The organism is Rhizobium sp. 11_C7_N12_5 (assembly GCF_051811145.1).
Lineage (GTDB): Bacteria > Pseudomonadota > Alphaproteobacteria > Rhizobiales > Rhizobiaceae > Rhizobium > Rhizobium lusitanum.
The window spans coordinates 612,448-637,603 of record NZ_JBPWPY010000003.1 but is presented as its reverse complement, the minus strand read 5'-3'; the positions used below and the strand labels follow the sequence as shown (position 1 = coordinate 637,603).

The window sequence follows — 25,156 nt, the reverse complement described above, 5'->3', positions numbered from 1 at the left end:
TATAGATTTCAGATGTCGGCCAAACGGGGGTTATGGGTTCAAGTCCATTCAAGGCGTTCACATTTGACGGCCCAAAAGCGCACTTCTGCGGTCGCTGGTTTAAGAGCGGACCCGCGCGCCGGGGGCTGTCGGTCCCGGTTTCCGGCGTTGCCGTCGCTATGCTAACCCTCCTGCGGCAACCCTTTTGACCGGTCTTGTGGGAGGCGAACGGCTTTCGCGGTTCCCGCTACAGCTGGTGTGCCCTTTATATTCTGGACGTTTCTGCCCAACGACCCAAGAGCTGTCACTGCGTGAAACCGTGCGATTATAAACCTTGCTCCCAGGTTGGCTGAACCCGCACCCCACCAACAAGGTTGATCTGCCGATCGTGCCGTGTTTTGAAGGTGGAAAATTAGCGGCGAGGCTTTGACAACAGGAATGGCAGAACAGTTTGACATGTTTTCGGAGCAGGCTCCGCGCGACCATGCGGTCACGCGTGGCTCCTCCAAATCCGTCAAACCCGACAAGCATACCATCCCCCTTAGTGAGGACGACATGGTCCGACATCTGTCGGAGACAGGCCGATATCGGATCCTGCAGAAACTCGTGCCGCGCGCGATCGCGCCAGTCCCCCGGCCAGGGTACCCGCTCAAGGGCATCATTCTCGACACCGAGACCACGGGCCTCAATGCTCGCAAGGATGAGATCATCGAGATCGGCGTGATCGCTTTCACCTTCGATGCAACAGGAAGTATCGGTGACGTGACCGGCATGTATGGCGGATTACGGCAGCCGAGCGTTTCCATTCCCGCTGAGATCACCAGGCTCACCGGGACTACCGACGATATGGTCGCCGGGCAGTCAATCGATATGGCGGCGTTGCGGGCGCTGATTGGGGCTGCCGATCTGCTGATCGCCCACAATGCCGGTTTCGACCGGCCATTCTGCGAGGCCTTTTCTCGCCTGTTCTCCGGCAAGGCCTGGGCTTGCTCCAACTCCGAGATCGACTGGTCGTCGCGGGGATATGAAGGCACCAAGCTCGGATATCTGCTCGGGCAAGCAGGATATTTTCATGAGGGTCATCGCGCGGTCGACGATTGCTTTGCGCTTCTGGAGGTTCTGGCCCGCGAAGTGGACGGATCGGTTTCCACCGCTTTTGCCGAGCTCTATGAAGCAAGCCAGAGATCGCGTGTCCGGATCTTTGCAGAGAACAGCCCGTTCGACATGAAGGACCAGCTGAAGGCGCGAGGCTATCGCTGGTCCGACGGAAGTGACGGTCGTCCCAAATCCTGGTGGATCGAGGTTGGAGAAGAGGCGCTCGATGATGAGCTCCGCTATCTCAGGGCCGAAATCTACCGTTATCCAGACGCCGATCCTCCAATCAAACGCCTCACTGCCTTCGACCGATTCCGGGCCTGATGACCCCTTCAGCCCCTCTCTGATTGGACCCATGCTTTGAGCACATGGCCGACCTGAGACCTTGTGCCTTATCGACGGGCGGGCAGGGGCCAATATCCCAATCATCGAAACGACGTTGGGACCAAGCATGGTTGCTGGCGTCAAGAGACCTCACGAAAGGGGATCATCATGAACGTAGCACGCTCTTTCAACACTTGGCGCAAGTATCGTCAGACCGTTAGCGAACTTGGCCGCATGAGCTCGCGCGAGCTGCAGGACCTCGGCATCGATCGCGCCGACATTCATAGCGTGGCCCGCGCATCGGTTGCTCGCTAAGCGACTGTTTCCAAGCCAAGCTGAATGACGACACGCCCGCTGATGACGCGGGCGTTTCTGTGTCTGGCCGCCGCGAGGCGCTGCGCTGGAGATCTATCTGAGGCCGTGTATTTTTCGCATGGCTGCACTGCAGCAAAGTCTATTTAATGTGCGGACGGAATGGGTATTCTGGTTTTCATCGAAGCGATGCACCTCCTCCCGCAGAGCTTTGATTTCAGACGGCCCACTCCTCCTCCCGCGGCAGGCTTTTTCGTTTTGGGCAGGGGCAATCACGGGAGCGACCGCTTGCATCGCGCCAGCACGATCACCACAACGCCGACCAGAGCTCCCCGATAAATCCAGGGCGACTGATCGATCATGAAGCTCTCGGCCGGATATGGCAAATACCCGCTGCCCTGACCCATCCAGAGCAGACCGATCAGAACGAGTAGTCCTCCTAAAACATACCCGTGCGGCTCTGGTCGAGCATTTTGCCGAGGGAAAACTGGTGCATCCGGCAGCGCTGCTTGCGCCATCAGCTGAAGACGTGCGGTCGTGGGCCGGAAGCTACACCATCACCATCACCGGCGAAACCTGGAAGCCTTACGAGCGCACGGTCGAACAGCCCGCGAACTCGGTCGGCAGACAAGCCGCGACTGCCCAGATGTCAGCCTTCGAGTAGCCGAGCCGCGGGGCTCAGGCCCCGCTTTTCTCCAATGCCCGCAACGCCGTTGCGACCTGCTTCTGAAAAGAAAAAAGGGCCGACGGAAAACCGCGGCCCATAAAGTGTGAAGGTCATGGACCTCCAGAGGGGAACAGCTGCTGCGGCGGAACTGGGAGGAAGCCGCCATGTGCATCAGCTGAAGTCTGTATGCCCTATTTTTCATCATGCTGCACCTAATTTTTGTGCAGTGCAGCTATGCGATCGCGGCTTGGGTGACCGCGATCCCTCCCGCCTGCATCTTTCGCTTCGACAGGCCATTCCAGCCAACCCTACCAGGTGATCAAGGGTGACCTATGTAGCCACCGATCCGTGGTGACTTGATCCAGCACGAAGGTCGCAACGTCTTCGCGCGAAATGGAGCCTCCGCGGAACTGGTTCAAATCCGTGAGCGTCTGGATCGTGTTGTGACGAGGCTTGTTGTTGAGAACTGAAGGACGGACGATGGTCCAATCCAGATCGCTGCCCTTGATGATTGCCTCCTGACGGTCCTTGTCGGCGTAAACCTTGCGCAGAAGCAGAGGGAAGATCAGCTTGTCGAAGAGGAAACCGCCGTGTCCTGCGCTGTCGCCAGCGCCCATACCGGTGATGGCGACGAGACGCGCGACGCGCTCTGCCTTCATGGCGCTGACAAGCGCTCGGGTCGCGGTCGAAAGAAGCGTGACTTCGCGAAACGGACTTGCGGGTGTGCCGAGCGCGCTAATCACGGCATCGCGACCCTTGACGGCCTGGCGCAACACCTTCTCGTCACGGGCGTCTCCAACGGCGATCTTCGCTCCCTTCATGTCTGCGGCCTTTTCCGGCGAGCGCACCAGGAGGGTGACATCGTAGCCGCGGCTGACGGCCTGGTTGACGATGTGACGGCCGGTTGGCCCAGTTGCGCCGAGGATCAGGATCTTCGGCGCAGCGGCCAGAGTTGTATCAGTCGTAAACGTGGTCATTGTTGTGCTCCTCTTGGAAAGCAGGCGCCTCTCAGGAGGCCGCCCTGTTGGGTTGGATGCTGGTGATAATCAGAGCCGGCCCTCTGCGAGAAGTTCGCGGGTCCGCTTCAGCGTCGACAGCAGGGCCGATCTGTAGCCCTTGTCGCTGTCGAACTGCGTCTGCTCGGCCTGTTCCTCTGGGCCGCCAGGTTCCTTACCGCGCAGGCCGAGGTAGCAGTAGAATTTCAGCTGCAGGGCGCCGGCTTCGTCCTCGAACAGCTCATTAATAATGGCGCCTTCGCGTGGGCCGGTGGCCTGGAAGAAGGTGACCTTGCTCTGCGGCTCGAGGGTGATGATCTCCCTGATGTCGGAGCCGGCGATGGTGGCTTCGCGCACGAAGTGCGTCGCGCCTTCCTCCACGACGTCGCAGCGGGTGCAGAGGCCGGGCGGGAGAAAGAGGCGCGCGTCGCGCGCCTTCAGTTCCAGGCCCTTCCAGACCTGCTCCCGGGTGAGTTTTGTTTCGCCTTCCGGATTCACCGTGACGGTTGTGGTCGAATAGATCATGACGATGGTCCTTGTTTAAAATTGTGGGCGCCTGCCTCAGGCAGAAGCAGCGGTTTCCAAGGCGAAGTTGCGATAGGAGCGGAGCGGACGGCCAAGAAGTGACGTCAGTCGCTCGACGTCACCGCCCTCGGGCAGCATTCCGTCGGTCAGGAAGCGCTCGCCCATCAGGCGCATGTCGTAGGCCATCCAGGCCGGCATGAATGGCTTGAGGTTCTGCTCGAACGCAGCAGTATCGCCACCGCCATAGTTGATCTGGCGAGCGAGAACGTCCGACCAGATGGCGGCGATGTCCGCTCCGGTGAGGGTGTCTGGACCGACCAAATTGATGCGAGTGAACGGGAGCGGCTGTGCGGCCTGTTCGCGTCGCAGCAGCTCAATGGCGGCAATCTCCGCAATATCGCGCACGTCGATCATGGCGAGGCCCTTGGTCCCGACGGGCATCGGATAGACGCCGTAGCCAGTGATCACGTCCTTGATCGTCAGATCGTTCTGGATGAAATAGGCGGGACGCAATATCGTCGCTGCCAAGCCCATCTGCTCGATCATCCGCTCGACGCCGAACTTCCCGGCGAAATGCGGCACGTTCACGTAGACGTCGGGGTGGATGACCGAGAGATAGACGATCCGTTCGATTCCGGCCGAGCGGGCGACATTGAGCGCGATCAGAGCCTGGGTGAACTCGTCGGGTACGACCGCATTCAACAAGAACAGTGTGGACACGCCATCGAAGGCACTGCGCAGGGAGTCGACGTCCAGGAAGTCGCCTTTTGCGACGGAGACACCCGCCGGAAAACTGGACTTCGAGGGATCGCGGACGAGAGCGCGGACATCGGCTCCGCGGTTGACAAGATGTTGAATAACTTGGCCGCCGATATTGCCTGTGGCGCCGGTAACGAGAATGGTCATGGGAGTATCTCCGGGTTGGTTGGTTTCGCTTGACACCCGGAATATGGATGGTTCATTGATGGCCCGATAGATCGTTAATTTGGACACTCCGTCTCACAGGTGGAACATTCATGGACCTCCTCGCTCTTGCCGATTTCAATCTCGTTGCGCGCCATGGTGGCTTTGGCAAAGCAGCGCGAGCCTCCGGCCGTCCGAAGGCGACCCTGTCGCGACGGGTAACAGAACTTGAGGCTGCCCTTGAGCTTCGGCTGTTCGAGCGTGGCCTGCGCAACCTAAAGCTCACCGAGGAGGGACGTGCCCTGCACGTGCGGACAGCCGCTCTCCTTACGGAACTTGATGAGACGGCAGCCAGTATCGCTTCCGGCGCGGAAAAGCCGCGTGGCAGGTTGCGGATCAGCGCGCCACTCTTATTGTCCCAGACCGCCATGGGAAAGATCGCCGCAGGTTTCGCGTTGAAACATCCAGATGTGAGACTGGAAATCACCACTGACGACAGAGCCGTGGACATGATCGAGGAAGGCTATGATCTGGTCATCCGGGTCAACCCGGAACCAGACGAAGCCCTCGTCGGCCGAGTCTTCCTGCGCGACCGGCTCGTTGTCGTTGCAAGCCCCGAGCTTATCCGCCCGGTTGGAGACGCTCCAGTGCCGGGCGTAGTGCGAGGTGCAGGTCATCGGCAGACCTGGAAATGCACGACATCAGCAGGGTCAGCGACATTCAGTATCGAGCCAGTCCTTGCATTGTCGTCGATCATCATGGTGCGGGATGCGGTACGGGTAGGTGTCGGCGCTGCACGCCTGCCGATCTCGCTGGTGAGCCACGATCTTGCTGACGGCACGTTGCTACATTGGGGAGATATTGAGGAATCGGAGGTCGCGCTATGGGCACTCTACCCATCCCGGCGACTGCTGAGCGCTCGCGTGTCGGCGTTCCTGGACTACCTGAAGCAGGCTTTTCCCAACGGAACGCCGGACGAACTGTCTGCTTATATTGGCAGGTAGTATTATCTGAGCCAGCTCTATGCAACTGCGCCTTTCCTGGAATAGGCTCCGGGAGGCATTCCGACATGGCGGTTGAACGCGACGCTGAAGGCGCTTGCGGAACCGTAGCCGACACGTTGCGCGATCTCCGCCGTGGCGACATCGTCGCGGAGGAATTCCTTCGCCAGCGCCATACGCCAGCCGGTCGCGTATTCCATCGGGGGCACGCCAACCTCCCTCCGGAAACGATCGAAGAAGGTCGAACGGGACATGGCGGCATCCCGCGCGAATGTTTCCACCGTCATGCTGCGACCTGGATCTGCGTGAATCCGGCGCAAGGTCGGTGCCAGTAGCGGATCGGCCATACCGCGCAGAAGACCGGGCGGGGCCGCCGCACTTGCTGTTGATCGCAAAGCTTCGATTAACAGCACCTCCAACAACCGGTGAAGCACCATCTCACGCGCTGTACGGTCGGCACTCGTTTCGTCGTTTATCATCCCCACGAGCATCATCAGTCGCTCTTCGCCTTGGACATGGATGACCTCCGGTAGCAGCGAGACAAGAAGAGCCTTGTCATCCGAGCCAAAGGCACAATGGCCAACCATCGCCTTGATTTCGGCGGGCGCTTCTGGGTCTCCGAGCCGGAAGACACCCGGGCTGGTCTCAAGACGCTGGGCAAGCGCTCCGCGCGGCGGCGGTTCCAGGCTGCTCATCGTGAACGAGAAGATTTCCGGAACCAGAACGAAGTCGCCGGCAGTCAAAAGCATCGGCTCACGACCTGTGATCGTCATCCGGCAATGGCCTTCGACCACCGCGCAATAAAAGGGGCTTCCAAGTTCCGTGCGCTCGACGAGCCACTGACCGCCGCCTGTCACCAGCTTTGAGATCGACGGGCTTGGCTTGAGTAGGGAAACGACTTCGGCAACTGGATCGGTCATGGTTTCGGACTTACGCTAAAACATTACGAACAATCAAACATAGCAAGTCCGAGTCGACTGGTCCATCTCTTGGAAAGTTAATCGTCAGGAGACAGAACATGCCAAACATCCTCATCACCGGTTGCTCATCCGACTTCGGTCTCGCCATCGCGCAAACATTTGTGACGGCAGGATGGGACGTGGTCGCCACCATGCGTACTCCGCGGACCGATCTGATACCCCATAGCGAAAAGCTCAAGATCCTGGCACTGGACGTGTCCAACGCGGATAGCATCACGAAGGCGGTCGAAGCGGCCGGGCCGATCGATGCTCTGGTCAACAATGCAGGCGTCGGCATGCTCAACGTACTGGAAGGCGCCGAAATGTCGAAAATCCGCGAACTGTTCGAAACGAACGTGTTCGGCGCGATGGCGATGACCAAAGCCGTTCTTCCGCACATGCGTATCCGTCGCTCAGGCGTCATCGTCAACGTCAGCTCCAGCGTCACCATCAAGCCGCTGCCCGCACTCTCCGTCTACAGCGCCAGCAAGGCAGCGCTAAACGCTTTCACCGAAAGTCTCGCTCTTGAAGCCGCTCTATTCGGAGTGCGTGCGAAACTTGTTCTCCCGGGTTCGGCGCCGACCACAGGGTTCGGCAAAAATGCCGTCGCCCGTATGGGAATGGATGTCCCCGAGCCGTATAGCGCATTCGTCCACGACTACCTGACAACGCTGCGTTCCGGCACAGAATTCACGACGCCGGAAGACGTGGCAGAGGCCGTCTGGCGTGCTGTCACGGAACGGGAAGCGCCGATGAAAACTCCCGCCGGCGCGGATGCGCAAACCTGGTTCCGCGAGGCAGGCCACTCGGTGGCCTGAAGACGCTTACCCGGAAATCAATGCTTACGGATCCCGACCATGAACAATCTGATCGGTCTCGCCGAACATATTCCTGCGCCTGAGGCCACTCTCACCGTGGCCCATACCCCAATCCGTTTGCCGATGCCCGGCCGCCAACCGCTGGAACTGCGTCTGACCGCACCGGCGACCGGCGGCAACCTTCCCATCGTACTGCTGTCGCACGGGTTCGGCCCGTCCAACTATATCCCGTCGAAAGACGGTTACGCCCCACTTGCGCAGTTTTGGGCGGAACGGGGTTTCGTGGTGATCCAGCCGACGCATGCGAGTTCGCGCGTTGGTGGCTTGCCTTCAGATTCACCCGGCGCGCCGTTCTTCTGGCGCGAGCGCGTCGAGGAGATAAAGGCTATTCTCGACCAGTTGCCGGAGGTGGAGCGGCAGGCGCCCGCCATTGCTGGCCGGACGGATCACTCGCGCATCGCCGCGGCCGGTCATTCCTTCGGCGGGCATACCGTTGGCCTCCTGCTAGGCGCGCTGCTGAATGGTGAGGATTTCTCCGATCCACGCATCTCGGCGGGTATCCTGCTGGCTGCTCCCGGACGCGGCGGAAAGGACATGACTGATGAGAACGCCGCACGGTTTCCGTTCTTCGACGTTGAATTCTCGACGCTGACGATACGCAGCCTTGTCGTTTGCGGTGATGCGGACGATCCGCATTTCACCACCCGGGGGCCGGACTGGCATGCGGATGTGTTTCACGATGCGCCGGGCGCAGAAGCGCTGTTGATGTTGCACGGCGTCGGTCACGGGCTGGGCGGGATCGCCGGGCTTGACGCAAAGGAGACCGAGACCGAGGCGCCTGACGTTCTGGAAGCTTTGAGGCGTCTGACGCTCGCCTGGCTTCAGACAGTGCTGGGAGCAGATGAAGGTGCATGGCCCGGCGGCTGCCTCGCGCTCAAGGGTAAAGCGGCCCCGCTTGCGGATGTCACGCAAAGCTAGCACTAAATTTGGTGAAGTCGATTGGCGGCCAGGTTGCTCCTCGCGACCCCGCCGTTCGTGGTTTCAAGGAATGGGTTGACCGGCGGAAAACATCGCGCGGCTTGAAGCTCTGATTGGTCTTCCGGCCGGGGCGTGGTCCGTCTGAAGCTGCGAGTGGGGGAGTGATCGCTCCTCAGTCCTGTCATTCAGGCGTGGCATCACAACCAGCTACGCGAGGAAGCAACGCACCGTTTCCGGCAACCTCCCACATGCGGCGTTGGCTTCGATCACTCGGTCGGTGCTTGTGGGCGTTGTGCACCCATTTCCATTGGTCACCACTCGATGAGGCCATTGCCGTACCCCTTTATCTGACAGCTGGCGCGTCCACTGCGGTCTCGATGGGGCATGTCTGACCGAAGACCGCGTCGCGATGCTCGGCTCGATCGGCATCCGCAACGGCCGGATCGTTTTCTTCCCCTGTGCGCGGAAGCGCCCATTCCTCGCGGTGACCAAGAAAGCCTCTCCTTTGGCCGTCCTTCACTGCGTTGCGGCCCTTCAGGTGCAGGCCGATCGCCTTCGGTCTTGTCGACAGCCATCGAGATCGCGGTGGGCGCGATCCGAACAACCGAAAAGGAATACGACAATGGCAACCATCGGCTCTTTCACCGCTTCCGGCAACGGCTTCAACGGCACCATCAAGACCCTCAACCTCAACGTCAAGGCAACCATCCGTGCAGTCGAGCGCGCCACCGAAAAGGGTCCCGACTTCCGCATCCTCGCCGGCAATGTCGAGTTCGGCGCAGCCTGGAAGAAGACCTCGAACGAAGGCCGCGACTACCTCTCGGTCAAGCTCGACGACCCGAGCCTCCCGGCCCCGATCTACGCAACCCTGATCGAGGTCGAAGGCGAGGAAGGCTTCTCGCTCATCTGGTCCCGGCCGAACCGGGACTGATAGCAACGACGGCCCCGCCGAAAGGCGGGGCTCTCCCTTTTGGGGATCACTTGTTCAGTGCATCCTTGAGCGCCTTGGCAGGCGCAAAGGTCAGCTTCTTCGAAGCCGCTATTTTCACGGTCGCGCCAGTCGAAGGATTACGACCTTCGCGCTCCGGCGATGCCTTCACCTTGAATTTTCCGAAGCCCGGGATGGAGGTTTCAGCGTCGGAGCCGGCAGCGTCTGCGATCGCCTTGAACACGGCTTCGACGATGCCTTTGGCCTGCACCTTCGTCAGGCTGTTGTCTGCTGCGATCTTGTCGGCAATTTCATTGGTGGTGGTCATGGAAGTCCCTCGCTTCATTTATGAAGATGGAATCCCTCTCAGCTTGCGATGAGTTTGTCATTGACGCGCTGCGATGACAAATGCCGGATAGTCCGGATTTCCACAGGTGGTTTCGGTCTATAACCCCTTTTTCGCCTTTCGCGTAGGAGTTCGAGGAACAGACCGATGGCCTGTTTCTCTTCATTGAAGATGTGAACCTTCTGCTGGCCGTGTGTGCCAATCCTTCCCCAGCGACGCACCAGCGACACTTCCCCGAACAGTGTCGGCTGGACTGCGAGTACGCAGAACCGTGCCATGTTCTTCTCAGGCTCGATACGCTCGACATAGAGGTGGTAGGGCTGAACGATCATGACAGCAGAATCGCGCGTTTGGATTCCGCCGTCCAATGAGAGTTTTGAATCGGATAGGTATCATCGATTCACAACAGTGATCCGTCCGTGCTCGGATCATTCACACTAACCCCGGCGCGATCCTTGCCACTTCTGGGCCAGCCTTTCGCCGATGAGGATACCACCGACCGAACGCCGATCGCGGGCAGCTGCTTCCGGCACATGGCCCTACCGTGGCTGCTGTCTCGCACGGTCTCCGGTGCGGGGCAAATTCTCACTTGATCTCGTCGGGATCGCAGATCGCGAACATCAGGATTTGCGAGAGGCCAAAAGGCCGGCAAGCGTTGCGACGGCGATAATGGCGCCCGCCTGTATCAGGATCCACAGCTCCGGCCCGTAAACAATGCACCACAATGCTGCCAGGCAAAACACCAACGCACTGAAGATCAAGCACGTGACCTTGAAGGAAAGCCCCTTTCCTCTCTGCGACAGTAAAATGTAAAGCGCCACGGCGATTGCAACCAATCCGGCGAATGTAAAAAGCAATTCCATGAGCGTCGATACCTCGCGATATTTCGATGTGATGAGAGCTGGCACTTTCTTCCGAAATGACAAACCGTCATGGCTTTATTCCGAGTGATCTGGCACGTAGAGCGTCTTACGCTGGCGGACCCGTTGCGCTCCGCTCGATCAGCGGGCTTCAGACGTCTTACCGACCTTGTGAAATCTGTTCTGCCCGACACAGGCCTTCATGTCCTCGCGCCGGAACCAGATAGCGCGACCGCAGCGCAGCGGAGCATTGCCAGCCGTAAAGACGATCTGCTCATCGCCACGCATGCGCATCACCTCATGCGGCAGGATCAGCGGACGGCGCGTGAGTTGCTTTGACCGCGAGCGCGATGATCCTTTCATTCCGGAAGAGCGGTTTGTCTGGTCGACCTCGACCGTTGTGTCACCGCAGCGCTTCGAAATGTACTCGGCCGTTTCCGGGTCGTTGATCGCAGCAAACGAGATCCATGACGCGGATTCGAACCATTTGGAGCTGGCGTCACGGCCACCATAGGCCTCACGCATCTGACCGATCGACTGGAAGATCAGCGCCAGGCTGATCCCATACTTGCGTCCTGCGTCACGGGCCGTTTCGAGGATGCGCAGATAGCCGAGACGCGCCACCTCATCGAGCAGGAACAGCGTTCGCCCAGCAACCTCGCCATTGCGATTATAGATCGCGTTGAGGAAGGAGCCGATCACCACCCGCGCCAGTCCCGGATGCGCTTCCAGCACCTTCAGGTCGAGAGCGATGAAGATGTCCGTGACGCCGGTTGCCAGTTCGTCGGTCGAGAAACTGTCGCCTGAGACGAGGGCGGCATAGTTCGTGTAGGAAAGCCAGTGCGTCTCTTTCACCGCATTGGCGTAAACGCCGCTGAATGTCTCAGGCGTCATGTTGACGAAGACGGCAACGTTCTCGCGCACGAAGGTGGATTCCGACTGCTCGTAGATCCGTGTCAGCCGCTCGCGAAGTTTTGGCTCAGGCTCAGAGAGATTGGCCCGGACACGGCGCAGCGTCTGATCCTTTGCGTCCGTATGCCCCGACAGGCAAACGTCGGCGATCAGCGCGGTCAGCAACTGCATGGCGGAAGCCCGGAAGAAGTCGTCGCGCGCCGACGCGGCGCGAGCGTTGTCGGTCATGATCCATGTCGCGACCGCGACGATGTCCTCCTCTTTCGTGGCGCCGAAGCGGCCGATCCAGTCGAGCGCGTTGAAGCCGATGGCGGGGTTTGTGGGGTCGAGCACGATGACCTTGCGGCCGGCCATTCGTCGATGCCCCACAACCATCGGCGCGACCTCGCTGGACGGATCGAGCACGACGAGCCCGCCGCCCCATTTGAGCGCGGTTGGAATTGTCACCGACGTCGTCTTGAAGCCACCGGAGCCGGCAAAGACGATGCCGTGCGATGAGCCGAACGAACCATCGAAGCACAGAAGCGGAGATTTGCCGCCCGCGCCCCATGTGTGCTTCGCATCGGCGCTAAACGATATCGCCGACACACTGTCGCGGTCGACGCGGTAGCGCTCGCCGATGACGATGCCGCCGGCGCCGGAGAAGAGTTTCCCGGCCTCCTGCATGCTCATCCAGTCGGCATCACCATGCACGGCCCGCTTGCCGCCGATCCGCGTTGGCCGTCCTCGAGCAAACGCGGCATTGCCTTTGATCGCAACGCGCGCCGCAAACACCCCGCCAATCAATGCAGCGCTTGTGCCGACCCCTGTCGCGGGATCGGCATAGGCGAGAACCGATCTCCCCGCCGGCACGCTGCTGGCGATGCCGGCAAGTCGGATTGCTTCCCCGGCGACTGCGCTGATGATGACCGCGCCGTTTCCGGCAAGCACACTCAGCGCGGCAGCCTTGATATTTACCGATCCGTTCGAGGCGAACAGCACGATCACGCCGATTGCGGCGGCGGCGATGTAGGGCAGGGCGAGACCGGCCCGCCCGAGGAAAAGCTTTGCCTGCGGGCTGGTCCCCAATGCCGCCAGCCGGTGCTCCAAGCCTGTTGTCCCAACCATTGCGGCTAACATGATGACCGCCGGAAGGATCCCGAGAAGCAGTCTATTCGCTGTCATCGCCAAACGCCTCCGCGCCGAGAGCCGTCAGGCGCAAGCGCTCGGCCTCATTGCCTTTAATCCGCTTTCGGGCCTCGATCAGCAGGCCGAGGAGCAGTGCTCGCTTCTCGTAGCGCAAGCCCGCCTTCACGATCAGGCCACCGAGCTCGATCTTCTCGCGAGTGTCCTTCCTGCGCGCTTCCGTCGACATTCCCTTCGCCATCCGCTCAAGCCTCACCAGGCCCGCCCGCACCCGAGCCAGACGCGAGCGTCGAGGTGGTCTCGCTACCGATCCTGCCGCCGCTGGGTTTTTTTCTCGGCGTTGCCGCCGCACTACCTCCGCGAAACTGTCCTGCAATCTCTTCGAATGCCGCCTGAAGCTCTGCCTCCTCGATCTCGATCTCACCAATACCGGCCTTCAGCGCAATCCGGCCGATGCGTTCAGCCTCGCGCGTCTCGGCGGCTCTCAACTGATCCAGCAATCTGGCGATTTCTTCCCTGATCTTGGATGATGGCTTCTTCATTCCGGACGATCTCCTTGAGGTCCTTGGCGTTGCTGTTGCGACGCCAAACTCTCCCGGATGAGCCTGAATTGAAATCTGCAGATCTGCAGATCGCCAACGGCGATGCTTTTGTGGATGATCCCGCCGTTCCGAAGGAGCGGTTCCAAGGGCGCAATTATACGTCGCTGATGCGACGCGTGCTCAGAGGCCTCAGATGGCCCGCCGCTCCCAACGAACAAGGTTCATATCGGGGAGTTTCACCGCTGTGGCCATCGCCCACTTCTCAGTTAGCATCGTCAGCCGCGGCGACGGCCGCAGCGCGGTGCTGTCGGCGGCTTACCGGCACTGCGCCCGAATGGACTACGAGCGTGAGGCTCGCACAATCGATTACACCCGGAAGGAGGGCTTGCTGCACGAGGAGTTCGTGCTTCCTGCGAATGCGCCGCAATGGGCACGGAAGCTGATCGCCGACCGTTCGGTGTCCGGAGCTTCGGAGGCGTTCTGGAACAGGGTCGAGGCCTTCGAGAAACGGATAGATGCCCAGCTTGCCAAGGACGTAACCATTGCTCTGCCACTTGAACTCACGCCCAAGCAGAACGTCGCGCTCGTCCGGGACTTCGTGGAAAAGCACATCCTGTCGAAAGGCATGGTGGCCGACTGGGTCTACCACGACAATCCAGGCAATCCGCACATCCATCTGATGACGACGCTGCGGCCGCTGGCCGAGGGCGGCTTTGGGCCAAAGAAGGTTGCGGTCATCGGCGAGGACGGGCAGCCGCTTCGAAACGCCGCCGGCAAAATCGTCTACGAACTATGGGCTGGCGACAACAAGGACTTCAATGCGTTTCGCGACGCCTGGTTCGAACGTCAGAACCATCATCTGGCGCTGAATGGGGTCGCGCTGCACGTCGACGGCCGGTCCTATGAGAAGCAGGGTATCGAGCTCCGGCCGACCATCCATCTCGGCGTTGGCGCCAAGGCGATCGAGCGGAAAGCGATGGTGGAAGGGGAGCGGCCTTCGCTTGAGCGGCTCGACCTGCAGGAGGCACGCAAGGCCGACAACCTGCGGCGCATTCAGGCGCGCCCGGAGATCGTGGTCGATCTCGTCTCTCGTGAGAAGAGCGTCTTCGATGAACGCGACGTGGCCAAGGTGCTGCATCGCTATATCGATGATCCCGGCACTTTCCAGCAGCTTCTAGCACGTATTCTGCAGAGCCTAGAAATCCTGCGTCTGCAGCGGGACACGATCGAGTTCGCGACCGGCCAGAGGCTGCCGGCGCGATACACGACGCGAGAGCTGATCCGGCTGGAAGCGGAGATGGCACGGCGCTCGCTCTGGCTCTCCGAGCGGAAAACACATGGTGTATCTGAGTCGGTGCTGGAAGCGACGTTCGGGCGCCATGCCCGCCTGTCAACTGAACAGCGAGTAGCGATCGAACATGTCGCAGGTCCGGCGCGCATCGCCGCTGTCGTCGGTCGGGCCGGTGCGGGCAAGACCACGATGATGAAGGCAGCCCGTGAGGCTTGGGAACTTGCCGGATACCGTGTCGTCGGTGGCGCGCTTGCCGGCAAGGCGGCAGAGGGTCTGGAAAAGGAAGCAGGGATCCAAAGCCGCACGCTCGCGTCATGGGAGCTGCGCTGGAAAAAGGGACGCGACGCACTCGATGCCCGGACGGTATTTGTCATGGACGAGGCCGGCATGCTGGCGTCCAGGCAGATGGCCGGCTTTGTCGAAGCGGTCGTCAAGTCCGGTGCCAAGCTCATACTTGTCGGCGATCCCGAGCAGCTCCAGCCGATCGAAGCGGGCGCCGCGTTTCGCGCCATCGCGGACCGTGTTGGCTACGCCGAACTCGAAACCATCTATCGCCAGCGAGAGGACTGGATGCGAAAGGCGTCGCTCGATCTGGCACGCGGCCGCGTTGGCGAAGCGCTCGCCGCCTATCGTTCCGAGGGCAGGGTGGTTGGCGCGGAGCTGAAAGCTCAGGCTGTGGAACACCTCATCGCCGACTGGAACCGTGACTACGATCCGGCAAAGTCCATACTGATGCTGGCGCATCTCCGACGCGACGTCCGAATGCTCAACGTGATGGCGCGCGAGAAGCTGGTCGAGCGAGGCATTCTCAGTGAGGGGCATTCCTTCAGGACTGCCGACGGTATCCGCCATTTCGACGCTGGCGACCAGATCGTCTTCCTCAAGAACGAAGGTTCGCTCGGCGTTAAGAACGGTATGATCGGCCGTGTCGTCGAGGCAGCGCCGAACCGCATTTCTGTCGTGATCGGCGAGGGCGATCAGCGTCGCCAGGTGTCGGTCGAGCAGCGCTTCTACAACAACCTCGATTATGGCTATGCGACCACGGTCCACAAAAGCCAGGGCGCCACCGTCGACAGGGTGAAGGTACTCGCGTCCCTCTCGCTGGATCGCCATCTGACCTATGTCGCGATGACCCGCCATCGCGAGGACTTGGCACTCTATTATGGCCGTCGTTCCTTTGCCAAGGCAGGCGGTCTGAAAGAGATCCTGTCGCGCAGGAATGCCAAGGAGACCACGCTCGACTACGAGCGCGGCGAGCTTTATCGCCCGGCGCTCGCCTTTGCGGAGAACCGCGGCCTGCAAATCGTCCAGGTCGCTCGAACCCTGCTGCGTGATCGGCTCGACTGGACGCTGCGCCAGGGCTCGAAACTTGCTGATCTTGCTGTTCGCCTTCGAGCAGCGGGGACACGTCTCGGCTTGACGCAAACCCTAAAAACTCAAACGACAAAGGAGATCCGCCCGATGGTGTCAGGCGTAAAACTGTTCCCAGTACCGTTGAGCGACGCCGTCGATCGGAAGGTTGCGGACGATCCCGCCGTGAAGAAGCAATGGGACGAGGTCTCGACACGTTTTCGCTATGTGTTCGCCGATCCGGAGCCCGCCTTCCGTACCATGAATTTCGACGCGGTCCTTGCCGACAGCCAAGTTGCGTCGCAGACGCTGAACAAGCTTGCCGCGGATCCGTCGTCGATCGGCCCGCTCAAGGGCAAGACCGGGGTTCTCTCCAGCAAGTCTGACCGCGAGGCCCGCCGCGTCGCCGAGGTCAACGTGCCCGCGCTGAAGCGCGACGTCGAAACCTACCTTCGCATCCGCGAGGTCGCCGTGCAGCGGCTCGAGAGTGAGGAGAAGGCGCAACGCCAGCGCGTCTCGATCGACATCCCGGCGCTGTCGCCGGCAGCGCTAAGCGTGCTGGAACGAGTGCGCGACGCGATCGACCGCCACGATCTTCCCGCCGCGATGGCATACGCGCTCAGCATACGCGAAACCAAGGCCGAAATCGACGGCCTCAACAAGGCGGTATCCGAACGGTTCGGTGAGCGGACCCTGCTGACCAACGCCGCGCGCAATCCGCAAGGTCAGCTGTTCGACAGGCTCTCAGAGGGGCTGGCACCTGAGGAGAAGGAGCGGCTGAAAGAAGCCTGGCCGGTGATGCGCACAGTTCAGCAGCTATCGGCCCATGAGCGCGCAGTGGCAACGCTGAAGCAGACCGAGGACCTGAAGCTCGCTCAGCGTCAGGCGCCGGTGATGAAGCAATGAGCAGGCGAGGGGTGATTGTGTTCGTCACTGCCAGTGCGAGCGTCATGGTGGCTCTCGCAGGGATCGCGTTTGTAGGCGGCGTCAGGCTGAACCTGACGCCGAGCGAACCACTTGGTCTCTGGCGCATCGAGCCTTTTGGTCGAGACCCCCTCGTTGGCAACCTTGTGTTCATCTGCCCTCCGCCCACGCCGCAGTTTGAGGAGGCCTGGCAGCGCGGTTATCTCCGACGTGGGCTATGCCCCGGCGGCTTTGCTCCCCTCATCAAGACCGTCGTGGCGCTTCCCGGCCAGCATGTGGAGGTCGGCTCCAATGTGGTCATTGATCGGCTTCCTCTGCCCAACTCCGCTGTTCGTTCAAGCGACGGTGCGGGTCGTCCGCTCCTCCATTTTGCTGGTGGCATCGTGCCGTCGGGTCACCTGTTTCTCCACTCTTGCTTTGCGAGCTCCTATGATTCCCGATATTTTGGCCCTATCTCGATCAGCGGCCTCCTCGGCCTCGCCAAGCCGATCCTCACCTTCGATCCCTGACCGTTTGCACGGACCGATCCTGATCGCGCTGTCGATCGCGGTGGGTACCGTCGGCTGGAGCGGAAACATGCTGGCCCTTCCGGTCGCCATGTTTTTTCCATTGCTCTGGGCGAAATCGCCGACGCGTGTCGTCGCTGCTGTAGTCTCGGGTGGGTATTTTCTGGCGGCCTCGCGTGGGCTGCCGCAGGGCGTTGCAAATTTCTATGCGTCCGATCTGTGGCCGGGGCTCTTGCTCTGGATCGTCGCCTCGCTTGCCTTTGTGGTCGTCCACACGACGCTCTGGACAGATCGTCCGGGCAAGGGAAGGGCGCTGCGCTATGTGGCGGCTGCCGTCCTGATGGCAGTTCCTCCTTTCGGTATAGCAGGCTGGGCGCATCCGATTACTGCCGCTGGCGTGCTGTTTCCGGGATGGGGGTGGTTCGGCCTCGGCGCGACCGCGATTCTATTGGTCATCATGACCGGTCGAAGGTGGCAAATCGCGGTCGCAGTCCTGGGGGGACTTTACGTCTGGTCCGCCACGACCTGGACGCCATCCAACGTACCAAACGCTTGGGCGGGGGTCGATCTTGAGCTCGGGAAAAACCTCGGCCGTGACGCATCTCTCGAGCATCACCGTGGCCTCATCGCAACGGTCAGACAGGTCGCAGACAATGGCGCGCGCGTCGTCGTGCTTCCCGAAGGCGCCCTTGGCTTCTGGACACCGACTGTCGAGCGGTACTGGCAGGGAGAGCTGGCGGACAGCCGCGTCATCGTGATCGCCGGCGCTACAGTCATCGAGCGCGCCGGCTACGACAATGTCTTGGTGGCGATCTCCAGCGAAGGGGCACGCATCCTTTATCACGAGCGGATGCCCGTCCCCGCGTCGATGTGGCAGCCGTGGCTTGCCTGGAGTGGACGGGGTGGCGGCGCCCGGGCTGGCTTTTTCACCAACCCCGTCGTCGAGCTCGGTGGCCAGAGGATCGCGCCGCTGATCTGCTACGAGCAGCTCATCGTCTGGCCTGTGCTGCAGTCGATGCTGCACAGGCCAGAGATTATTGTCGCTGCCGGCAACGGCTGGTGGACATCCGGCACATCGATCATCGCGATCCAGAACGCCAGCACCACCGCCTGGGCCCGGCTGTTCGACTTGCCCCTCGTCACCGCCTTCAACTCCCAAGCAGAGGAATAGCAACTATGGTCGATGCCGCTCTTATCCGGCAATGCGCCGATCCGACCTTGAAACCTGCCATCGTCGAAAAGTTCATCGCGCAGGCCGGGTCGCCCGATCCGCTCTCCGTCTCGGTTCGCTCCGGAAACAGCGTTATTCTGGTACCGCAGGCAAAAACGCCCGAGGAGGCGATGGCACTGATTGGGCAGTATGTCGGACAGGCCGTTGTCCGCGTGGGGATCACGCAGTATCCGGCCGGTCTCGGGATCAAGGATGTCTCGCAGCTGAAACCGGACCTGGTCGATTCTTGCCAAAACATTAGCATGGGCACGGCGCTGTTCGGAAAGGTCTACCGTATCGTCACGACATGGTACGGCAACGCCGTCGACGAGGCGTTTGAGGACGCCATCATCTCCTGGCGGAGCGGCTATTTCGAGGGAAAGGCGGTGTTTACTGCGGCCGATCCTGGCGAGGTAAAACTCGCGGAGCCGAAGGAAGGCGACCCTGTCATCGAGCCGGATGCAAACGCAAGTGCAAAGCCGCAGGACCAAGATGGCCAGGATGGTCCGAAGGCCGACGGTGCAAGCGATCCCAACAGAGCAGGGATGCGCATCGATCTCTCCGGGATCGGCGGCTCGAGATAAGCCGATTTCCGCCGCGTCACAAATGAAACGTTGATGATTCAACGCCGAATACGCCCACACCAAGCGGGATGGCAGATCGCCCGATATGCGGAGACAGTAAACGCGTCGCGCTTCTCGAAAGGAAACCAATGGAAAATCGACAACCGTCGCCATTGTCATGGTCGCTGGCGATATTGCGAAGGGTAGGCAGCAGAGCGGATTTGAATGTCGCTATCGCTGATATTCGAGAGCGATACCATTTTGCTCATCTGGTCTTTTTGGTGGTCCGGCCAGCAAATCGGGCAGACGCCTATCCCTTCTATTGCACGACATATCCAGAGGAATGGACATCCCTTTATCTTCGAAAAAACTATTTCGAGATCGACCCTGTCATCGAACTCAGCCGCAATGGCTTCCTGCCCGTCGATTGGTCAAGCCTCGATCAGAGATCCCCTGGGACGCGCTACTTTTTCAAGGAGGCGGCGTCATTCGACATTGGCCGGCACGGTCTGACAGTCCCGATCAGAGGCCCGGGCGGCGAACGCAGTCTGTTTTCGGTGACGTCGAACCTGCCGAGCCCTGAGTGGCGGAAACTACGCATATCGAGGAACCACGACCTGCAGATTCTATCCCATTATCTGCACGAGAAAGTGCTGTCCGTGTCGGGCCTACGCCAAAGTGGTGGCTACCGGAAACTATCCCGGCGAGAACAGGAATGTCTTCAACTCCTGGCGCGGGGCCTCGTTTCGAAGCGCATCGCCGCGAGACTGCAAATTTCGGAGAATGCCGTGCGCCTCTACCTCACGTTAGCCAAACGCAAACTCGATGCCAGGACGATGTATCAGGCTATCGCAAGGGCAAGCTTCCTTGAAATAATCGAGACCTGACACCGCGCAAATACGCCTTTTCGGCGTTTTGACGACGTCTTTGAGCAAGTCAAAGTTGCGAGTCAATCTCTCGATATCGGTAGATTGCATCGAGTCTCCCGGGCAATCAACTCTACGCAATCACGGTTAGTCGCGAAAAACGCCCTTGGCAGGGACGATCGGCGGAGCTGTGAGCCCTGATCCGAAAATCGGATCAAGGCGGCACCTGTCGTTTGGCTCGAAACGAGGATCGCACCATGGTGGACAGCAAGACAATAGATGCCTGGCGGAAGGCTCCGCGCCTCAATTCGTTTGCAACCTTCTTTGAGCAAACGGCCAGCGGACTGGGAGGGGCGCCCGATCTGGACAGGCCCGAACCTGAGATGGGTCTTCTGTCGTTCGATCTCGCTTGCATGACATTCTGGGATACGCACCGACGTTTGTGGGGACATTTCGATAGCCACTATTTTGCAAGCATTCCCTATCGGTTGGAGGAGGAGTGTCGCCTGGGCGCCGCTATCTTCTCGTTTGCGCAGAAGACGTGGGCGCGCCACGGACGCCCTGCGACGATCTACACCCTGGGGGCGGGCGCCGGCACCCTTGCGAGGACACTGGCAAAGCTGGGTGACGGGCGCCTGAGAACTCTCAATTGCAGTCCCACGGACGGCAACCGTATCTCCTTTTTCGCCCGGAGAGGCAGCGACAACGCGCAGTTTTACCACGGGCCATTCTTCGAACTGGACGATGAGCGGTACGCGACGGATGAAGCCCTTCAGCCTTTTCGGGACGGATATGATGTCCTTCTCGAAGACACTACGTTCCAGATGTACGGGCGTGACAGGGACAATCAAACCGGCTTCATCGCGCCCCGTGTCCGTTCCAACGGCGTATTGGTTCAGGTGCAAAAGCTCGCCCACGGAAACACTGAGGCCTACCTTGAACGAGAGCGCCAAAAGGACGAGGTGTTCAAGTCGAGGTTTTTCACGAAGACGCAGATTGTTGAGAAGAAGCGCGGTGTTCTGGATACGATGTTCGACTTCCAGGTCGATCTGGAGGCATCGCAATCGGCTCTGCGATCATACTTCCGATATGTGGTCGTCACCTGGAATAGCGGGAATTTCTATACGATCGTCTCCTCCAATTCCTTGAATTCGCTGCGAGACTTTATCACTTCGATGGTGAGACCGGCGATACCGTCAGGGTTTTGCTACGAGCAGGTGCCGCACATCCTCGTGAATGATGAGAAAAATCCGATACCGTTAGACTGGGCGTGGCGACCGCCGCAGTCGATCGACAGCGAAACCTGAACGGTCGGTTGATCATGCGAGAATAGCAAAAATGAGCAAAGAGCTGTCGAGTGCCATGAGCGGTCAAAGTGCTGCGGAGGATGTAAGACAGGCGTTGTCTTTTCTGATGCCCGACCTTGCCCGGTTCTGGGCGCTTCCGCTCAAGGACTACGCATCTGCAGTTTACGCAGAAGGCCGCCGCGGCCGATGTTCGATTCGCGATGACGCGATGATCCGGTTGCGGGCGTTTGTCACGCGTATCGCATTGAGGTCAGGGGCCAGTCAGGACGATGCAGAGGATGCAGGCCGGCAAATTTCGGCTTCGCCAGTTATCCAAACCGGCCCACATTGTCATTTGCTGATCGAGCCCGATGCTTTCTACACGCACCTGTTCAGCGCACTCGGTCTCACCGCCCATGCCCATCGTTGGCACATCTGCTACAATTCCTCGACGGTGAAGTTCACAGAGAAGTCGAAAAAAGGCCCCGGATGGCTTTCGCTGGGCGGCGAGGTTGTGAACGTGTTCGGCCTGTCTCGAAGCCGGATGGATCCTTACAGTATCTGTGGCTTCAACGGACCTTATCGGTTCACGCTGACGGAGCGAAATGCCGGCGGAGCCGCCAATCCCGCCGCTGCCCAGCTCAAGGCTATTTTGCCGGACAGTGACTTTCCGTCGGCAGCCGAGGCGATCAGAGCCGCCAATCAGGTCCTATGGCGAAGATCATTTCCGTCGTCTCTACGGCTGCTGCAATTTGACGATATCGATGTTGCCGATCTCGTCGCGGAACATTTTGAGGATCCGACTTCGTGGCTGTCATCTCGCTTTGCCGGCGGTGGCGAGTTCGCGGAAAACATGTTGCGGGCGCTGGACCGGCTGAATAGCGGTCCGTGGGCAGGATGGGTTCGCCAATCAACCGATTTTTTCTGGGGATTGGAGGGCGGCCGGATATTCCCCTTGCGTTTGCAGGACGGCGTTCTTTCAGGCGGATCCCCTTCGTTCCGTGAGGTGGGGTTCGATCCTGAAAGCATCGCGGCCCCGCTGCGCCAGCGCAAATTGGTGCCTAGTCTGCTGCTGACGTTTCTGGTGACGTCGATCCTGCCCGGCATTCGTGTTCTCGGCGGATGTCGGCAGACCGTCTACTATCCCCTCATGCGGTACCTTATCGCAACCGCACTCGATGTCGCAAGGGATCGGGAGCTTCTGGATGCGCTACATGCCGACGAGCAGCCCGGGATGTGGGGACACCGCGTCTTGCGCCAAAAGGACGGGTCTCCGTTCATGGAGATCGAAGAGAGCGGGGTGGCGATGGAGGTGGCTGACAGATATGGCGCCCATTCGCTTAAGGATGCCGCCGGCGACCTTGCGAGTTTCACCAGCGATCCGATTTGGGCGGAACTGTCGGCGCATATCAGGGCTGAAGCAATTCATCCTGCGTCCGCAGAGTGGCAGTGGGCATAATTCTTGCGGCTTTCTGGGGAGCTGCCGCCTGGGAGATTTGGGAAGAAAAAGCCCCTCCATGCGGCAAGTGGTCGATTGGGCTCGAAACTCTCCACGGTCGGAACTCGGTTCACGTTTCTGGAGTCCGTCATGGGAGTAGAGCGAGTATTGATCAGGCGAATTGTTCCTGACGAGATCGACGTTTTCCGGCGCATTCGGCTGGAAGCCCTTCGTTGCGAGCCGGCGTCGTTCGCAAGCAGATTTGAGGATTGGGTCATGCTCCCTGATGAAGCATGGCGTCAAAGGCTGAATGATCCCGTATTTGTCGCGTTCAGCAAAAGCGAGCCCATCGGCATTATGGGATTGTTGCGTTTTCGACCGAGAAAGATGGCCCATCGCGCCACCCTTGTGATGGTTTATCTGCGTGAATGTTTTCGCAGCACCGGTCTTGCCAAAGATCTTCTGGATGCTGTGATCGACTTTGCAAGAGGCGAGGGAGTTTTGCAGCTGGAACTCGCCGTCAACGCCGAAAATCCCGCGGCGTTGCGCTTCTACCGGCGCCATGGATTTATCGAGGTTGGCCGGATCCCCTGTGGGCTGCTGGACGGTGACAGGGAAATCGTGGACGTCATCATGGTGCGGCGACTGAGCGGATGAGCATTTACCGCGCTTCTATCGGGTTTGGAATTTGGTAGCGGCTGTCATCCGCAACCGCCTTGGTTAAAGACTCGGCGATTGGGTACTCGGCCCTGCGTTTGCCGCCGTGGGCGACGAAACGGTGCATGTTGTCAGTTGAAGGGCGATTTCGCGGCGTCCTCACGCGGCGTTCTTGGCACAAAACCGACAGCAAATCCGAACAGGCGGCCGATCTTGTCCAGTGTTTCAAGTGTCGGGTTTGCGGTGCCAGCTTCGATTTCTGCGACTTGCCGCCGCGTAAGACCGAGGGTTTTGGAGAACTCCTCTTGTGTCATCCCAAAGCTCTTGCGGATCTCCACCACTGCGCCCGGCAGACGCAGGGCACCCTGGCGCGCCTGCTCGGCCAGATTCCGACGGTGCTCCAGAATTTCTTCTTTCGTGGGTTTTTTCCAGCGGGCCATTTGATCAGCTCCTTTCTGATGTCACGCGCAGGCCACTGAAACGCTGTCCGCGATCTCAATGCAGCGGCTCATCGCCCGATCGAGAATTTCGAGCGGCGCGCCGATGTCTTCGGCAATTTGCGGCGCCTGCCTCAAGCGTTCGCCAAATTGGCCGAGCGCGGTTATGAGGCGCGCCTGTTCATCCGGATCGGGCATAAGCTCGGCGCAGATCAGTTTCCAATCCGGAAGGTGATCGCGCCCTGCATCGCGCATGGAAGCCCAGCGCGTGGAACGAATAATTCCTTCCTTGGCCAGTCGCATGGGTGCGAAATCGAATAGCGGCGACAGCCGGATCCGCCCCTCGGGAAGCTTGCTCAATGCCGAGTTCCGGCCATGATTGTCGGGATTGCCGAGCGCCAGGTTGGCAATGTCGCGCTTCAGGTATTCGACTATGTCAGCGAACGGATCGGACGAATATCGCTTCAGAACGTCGATATAGATTTCGTGCGATCCGATATGGCCGAAATCGGCAACGCCAATGGCAGAGACCAGGCTTTCCTGCCCAAGGTGTATCGTCTGGCCATTCTTCCCCTTCTGCCGATCGAAACGAGGAATAATCAGCACGCCTTCCGCATACGTTGAGACTTCGCTGACATTCAGGCCGATTTCAACAGCAATACGGGAATACAGTGCTTCGCCTTCGAGAATCAGGCGATCTACTGGCTCGGTGCTACGAACCAGTTTGACGATGACATGACGCATTGCCTCGTCGTCGTCGACGAAGCTGTCAGGGTAGTATAGTCCGTCGCTTGCTTGGGTCATCGACACTTTCGGCCACTCGCCCTGCAGGCCGCTTGAACCGGAGGCAAGCATTCCAAAACGATCGGCGACTTCCATGAAGCGGTCCGAGCGCGCCAGAATATCCGTCTCGGTAACGCCTTGGCGCTGCACGCCTTGCAAACGCTCCGCTTCCGCTTCCGCCGCTTCCCTGATTCGAAGATTGCCTATTCCGCCCGCCGCCGATCGAAGGAGCAGGGGAAGATCGGATGCCCGGGACGCTTCGATGAGACCAAGATGTTCGGCGAGCTTCCGCCGTGCGTGTCCCTGCGGCATCAGGTCCAGAAGGAAGGGAGGCCAATGACGGCCATATCGGTTTTCGAGGTCCACCGGGTACCGGACGGACAGCGCGCGAAAGTCGCAGACCGCCTTGCCTAGCGCGAATTCTTGGGACGCCGCCGCAATGAAATAGTCGAGGTCATAGTCAACGATCGACGCGCCTTGATAGCCAGTATCGTCGTCGCGTATCTCGAGTGTAGCAGCTTGATGCCACTCACCACTAAAATGGATTTGAAGCGTTAATCGCATCGCATGACCCTT

The 25,156-nt window shown here is 60.0% G+C and carries 27 protein-coding genes; 15 read left to right on the top strand and 12 right to left on the bottom strand.

Annotation, left to right across the window (positions count from 1 at the left end; genetic code table 11):
- The first annotated feature begins 417 nt into the window (after window positions 1-417).
- The 3 genes from AB8B29_RS32410 to AB8B29_RS32400 all read left to right on the top strand — a co-directional run bounded on the left by AB8B29_RS32410 (window position 418) and on the right by AB8B29_RS32400 (window position 2,374).
- Window positions 418-1,398 (top strand): 3'-5' exonuclease, encoded by a 981-nt coding sequence (locus AB8B29_RS32410; protein ID WP_439007006.1) that lies wholly within the window; start codon window positions 418-420, stop codon window positions 1,396-1,398.
- A 168-nt stretch (window positions 1,399-1,566) separates the two neighbouring features.
- Entirely contained in the window at window positions 1,567-1,713 is a 147-nt protein-coding gene (locus AB8B29_RS32405) for a DUF1127 domain-containing protein (protein WP_081938749.1), read from the top strand.
- A 487-nt stretch (window positions 1,714-2,200) separates the two neighbouring features.
- Complete coding sequence (locus AB8B29_RS32400; RefSeq protein ID WP_245297573.1) at window positions 2,201-2,374, top strand: hypothetical protein; 174 nt, start codon at window positions 2,201-2,203, stop codon at window positions 2,372-2,374.
- A gap of 311 nt (window positions 2,375-2,685) precedes the next feature.
- Here the strand turns inward: AB8B29_RS32400 and AB8B29_RS32395 are convergent, their stop codons facing one another.
- From AB8B29_RS32395 to AB8B29_RS32385, 3 genes are all read right to left on the bottom strand, one after another.
- On the bottom strand, window positions 2,686-3,354 hold the full coding sequence (locus AB8B29_RS32395; RefSeq protein ID WP_092575604.1) for an NAD(P)-dependent oxidoreductase: 669 nt from the start codon (window positions 3,352-3,354) through the stop codon (window positions 2,686-2,688).
- A 69-nt stretch (window positions 3,355-3,423) separates the two neighbouring features.
- Complete coding sequence (locus tag AB8B29_RS32390; protein ID WP_037197807.1) at window positions 3,424-3,897, bottom strand: SRPBCC family protein; 474 nt, start codon at window positions 3,895-3,897, stop codon at window positions 3,424-3,426.
- Window positions 3,898-3,933: 36 nt separating this feature from the next.
- Complete coding sequence (locus AB8B29_RS32385) at window positions 3,934-4,803, bottom strand: SDR family oxidoreductase (protein ID WP_092575607.1); 870 nt, start codon at window positions 4,801-4,803, stop codon at window positions 3,934-3,936.
- A 110-nt stretch (window positions 4,804-4,913) separates the two neighbouring features.
- On the opposite strand from AB8B29_RS32385, the gene AB8B29_RS32380 reads away from it, so the two are divergent.
- Entirely contained in the window at window positions 4,914-5,804 is an 891-nt protein-coding gene (locus AB8B29_RS32380) for a LysR family transcriptional regulator (protein WP_037197805.1), read from the top strand.
- A 17-nt stretch (window positions 5,805-5,821) separates the two neighbouring features.
- On the opposite strand, the gene AB8B29_RS32375 is transcribed toward AB8B29_RS32380, so the two are convergent.
- Entirely contained in the window at window positions 5,822-6,721 is a 900-nt protein-coding gene (locus tag AB8B29_RS32375) for an AraC family transcriptional regulator (RefSeq protein ID WP_439007005.1), read from the bottom strand.
- A 98-nt stretch (window positions 6,722-6,819) separates the two neighbouring features.
- On the opposite strand from AB8B29_RS32375, the gene AB8B29_RS32370 reads away from it, so the two are divergent.
- The 3 genes from AB8B29_RS32370 (at window position 6,820) to AB8B29_RS32360 (ending at window position 9,487) form a co-directional block, all read left to right on the top strand.
- Window positions 6,820-7,578, top strand: coding sequence for an SDR family oxidoreductase (locus tag AB8B29_RS32370; RefSeq protein ID WP_037197803.1), 759 nt, complete (start codon window positions 6,820-6,822; stop codon window positions 7,576-7,578).
- 39 nt (window positions 7,579-7,617) lie between these two features.
- Window positions 7,618-8,556, top strand: coding sequence for an alpha/beta hydrolase family protein (locus AB8B29_RS32365; RefSeq protein WP_092575610.1), 939 nt, complete (start codon window positions 7,618-7,620; stop codon window positions 8,554-8,556).
- A 622-nt stretch (window positions 8,557-9,178) separates the two neighbouring features.
- The gene (locus tag AB8B29_RS32360; RefSeq protein WP_037197800.1) at window positions 9,179-9,487 is read left to right on the top strand and encodes a DUF736 domain-containing protein; all 309 of its coding nucleotides are present in this window, start codon (window positions 9,179-9,181) and stop codon (window positions 9,485-9,487) included.
- A 46-nt stretch (window positions 9,488-9,533) separates the two neighbouring features.
- Here the strand turns inward: AB8B29_RS32360 and AB8B29_RS32355 are convergent, their stop codons facing one another.
- From AB8B29_RS32355 to traC, 6 genes are all read right to left on the bottom strand, one after another.
- Window positions 9,534-9,812 (bottom strand): HU family DNA-binding protein, encoded by a 279-nt coding sequence (locus AB8B29_RS32355; RefSeq protein WP_037197799.1) that lies wholly within the window; start codon window positions 9,810-9,812, stop codon window positions 9,534-9,536.
- 38 nt (window positions 9,813-9,850) lie between these two features.
- Window positions 9,851-10,162, bottom strand: a complete 312-nt coding sequence (locus tag AB8B29_RS32350; protein ID WP_051963648.1) for a WGR domain-containing protein — start codon at window positions 10,160-10,162, stop codon at window positions 9,851-9,853.
- A gap of 288 nt (window positions 10,163-10,450) precedes the next feature.
- Entirely contained in the window at window positions 10,451-10,693 is a 243-nt protein-coding gene (locus tag AB8B29_RS32345) for a hypothetical protein (protein ID WP_037197798.1), read from the bottom strand.
- Between the two features lie 138 nt (window positions 10,694-10,831).
- Window positions 10,832-12,766: a Ti-type conjugative transfer system protein TraG gene (gene traG / locus AB8B29_RS32340; RefSeq protein WP_037197797.1), complete on the bottom strand. Its 1,935-nt coding sequence runs from the start codon at window positions 12,764-12,766 to the stop codon at window positions 10,832-10,834.
- Complete coding sequence (traD, locus tag AB8B29_RS32335) at window positions 12,753-12,968, bottom strand: type IV conjugative transfer system coupling protein TraD (protein WP_037197796.1); 216 nt, start codon at window positions 12,966-12,968, stop codon at window positions 12,753-12,755. The genes traG and traD overlap by 14 nt, the downstream gene beginning before the upstream one ends.
- A 4-nt stretch (window positions 12,969-12,972) precedes the next feature.
- Window positions 12,973-13,269, bottom strand: a complete 297-nt coding sequence (traC, locus tag AB8B29_RS32330; protein WP_037197794.1) for a conjugal transfer protein TraC — start codon at window positions 13,267-13,269, stop codon at window positions 12,973-12,975.
- 244 nt (window positions 13,270-13,513) lie between these two features.
- Here traC and traA point away from each other — a divergent pair, with 244 nt between their 5' ends.
- The 8 genes from traA (at window position 13,514) to AB8B29_RS32290 (ending at window position 23,360) form a co-directional block, all read left to right on the top strand.
- A complete protein-coding gene (gene traA / locus AB8B29_RS32325; protein ID WP_439007004.1) occupies window positions 13,514-16,816 on the top strand; it encodes a Ti-type conjugative transfer relaxase TraA in 3,303 nt (1,100 codons plus the stop codon).
- Entirely contained in the window at window positions 16,813-17,343 is a 531-nt protein-coding gene (gene traF / locus AB8B29_RS32320) for a conjugative transfer signal peptidase TraF (RefSeq protein WP_439007003.1), read from the top strand. The genes traA and traF overlap by 4 nt, the downstream gene beginning before the upstream one ends.
- A gap of 16 nt (window positions 17,344-17,359) precedes the next feature.
- A complete protein-coding gene (locus tag AB8B29_RS32315; protein ID WP_037197914.1) occupies window positions 17,360-18,511 on the top strand; it encodes a conjugal transfer protein TraB in 1,152 nt (383 codons plus the stop codon).
- Between the two features lie 5 nt (window positions 18,512-18,516).
- Window positions 18,517-19,134, top strand: coding sequence for a TraH family protein (locus AB8B29_RS32310; protein WP_037197789.1), 618 nt, complete (start codon window positions 18,517-18,519; stop codon window positions 19,132-19,134).
- Window positions 19,135-19,262: 128 nt separating this feature from the next.
- The gene (locus AB8B29_RS32305) at window positions 19,263-20,000 is read left to right on the top strand and encodes a LuxR family transcriptional regulator (RefSeq protein ID WP_051963643.1); all 738 of its coding nucleotides are present in this window, start codon (window positions 19,263-19,265) and stop codon (window positions 19,998-20,000) included.
- 236 nt (window positions 20,001-20,236) lie between these two features.
- On the top strand, window positions 20,237-21,286 hold the full coding sequence (locus AB8B29_RS32300) for a class I SAM-dependent methyltransferase (protein WP_037197788.1): 1,050 nt from the start codon (window positions 20,237-20,239) through the stop codon (window positions 21,284-21,286).
- 31 nt (window positions 21,287-21,317) lie between these two features.
- Window positions 21,318-22,724: a hypothetical protein gene (locus AB8B29_RS32295; protein ID WP_092575629.1), complete on the top strand. Its 1,407-nt coding sequence runs from the start codon at window positions 21,318-21,320 to the stop codon at window positions 22,722-22,724.
- Window positions 22,725-22,853: 129 nt separating this feature from the next.
- Window positions 22,854-23,360, top strand: coding sequence for a GNAT family N-acetyltransferase (locus tag AB8B29_RS32290; RefSeq protein WP_037197909.1), 507 nt, complete (start codon window positions 22,854-22,856; stop codon window positions 23,358-23,360).
- 131 nt (window positions 23,361-23,491) lie between these two features.
- On the opposite strand, the gene AB8B29_RS32285 is transcribed toward AB8B29_RS32290, so the two are convergent.
- Together AB8B29_RS32285 and AB8B29_RS32280 are read right to left on the bottom strand one after the other, a co-directional pair.
- Window positions 23,492-23,800: a helix-turn-helix transcriptional regulator gene (locus AB8B29_RS32285; RefSeq protein WP_037197787.1), complete on the bottom strand. Its 309-nt coding sequence runs from the start codon at window positions 23,798-23,800 to the stop codon at window positions 23,492-23,494.
- Between the two features lie 21 nt (window positions 23,801-23,821).
- Window positions 23,822-25,144: a type II toxin-antitoxin system HipA family toxin gene (locus tag AB8B29_RS32280; protein WP_092575632.1), complete on the bottom strand. Its 1,323-nt coding sequence runs from the start codon at window positions 25,142-25,144 to the stop codon at window positions 23,822-23,824.
- Between the last annotated feature and the right edge of the window lie 12 nt (window positions 25,145-25,156).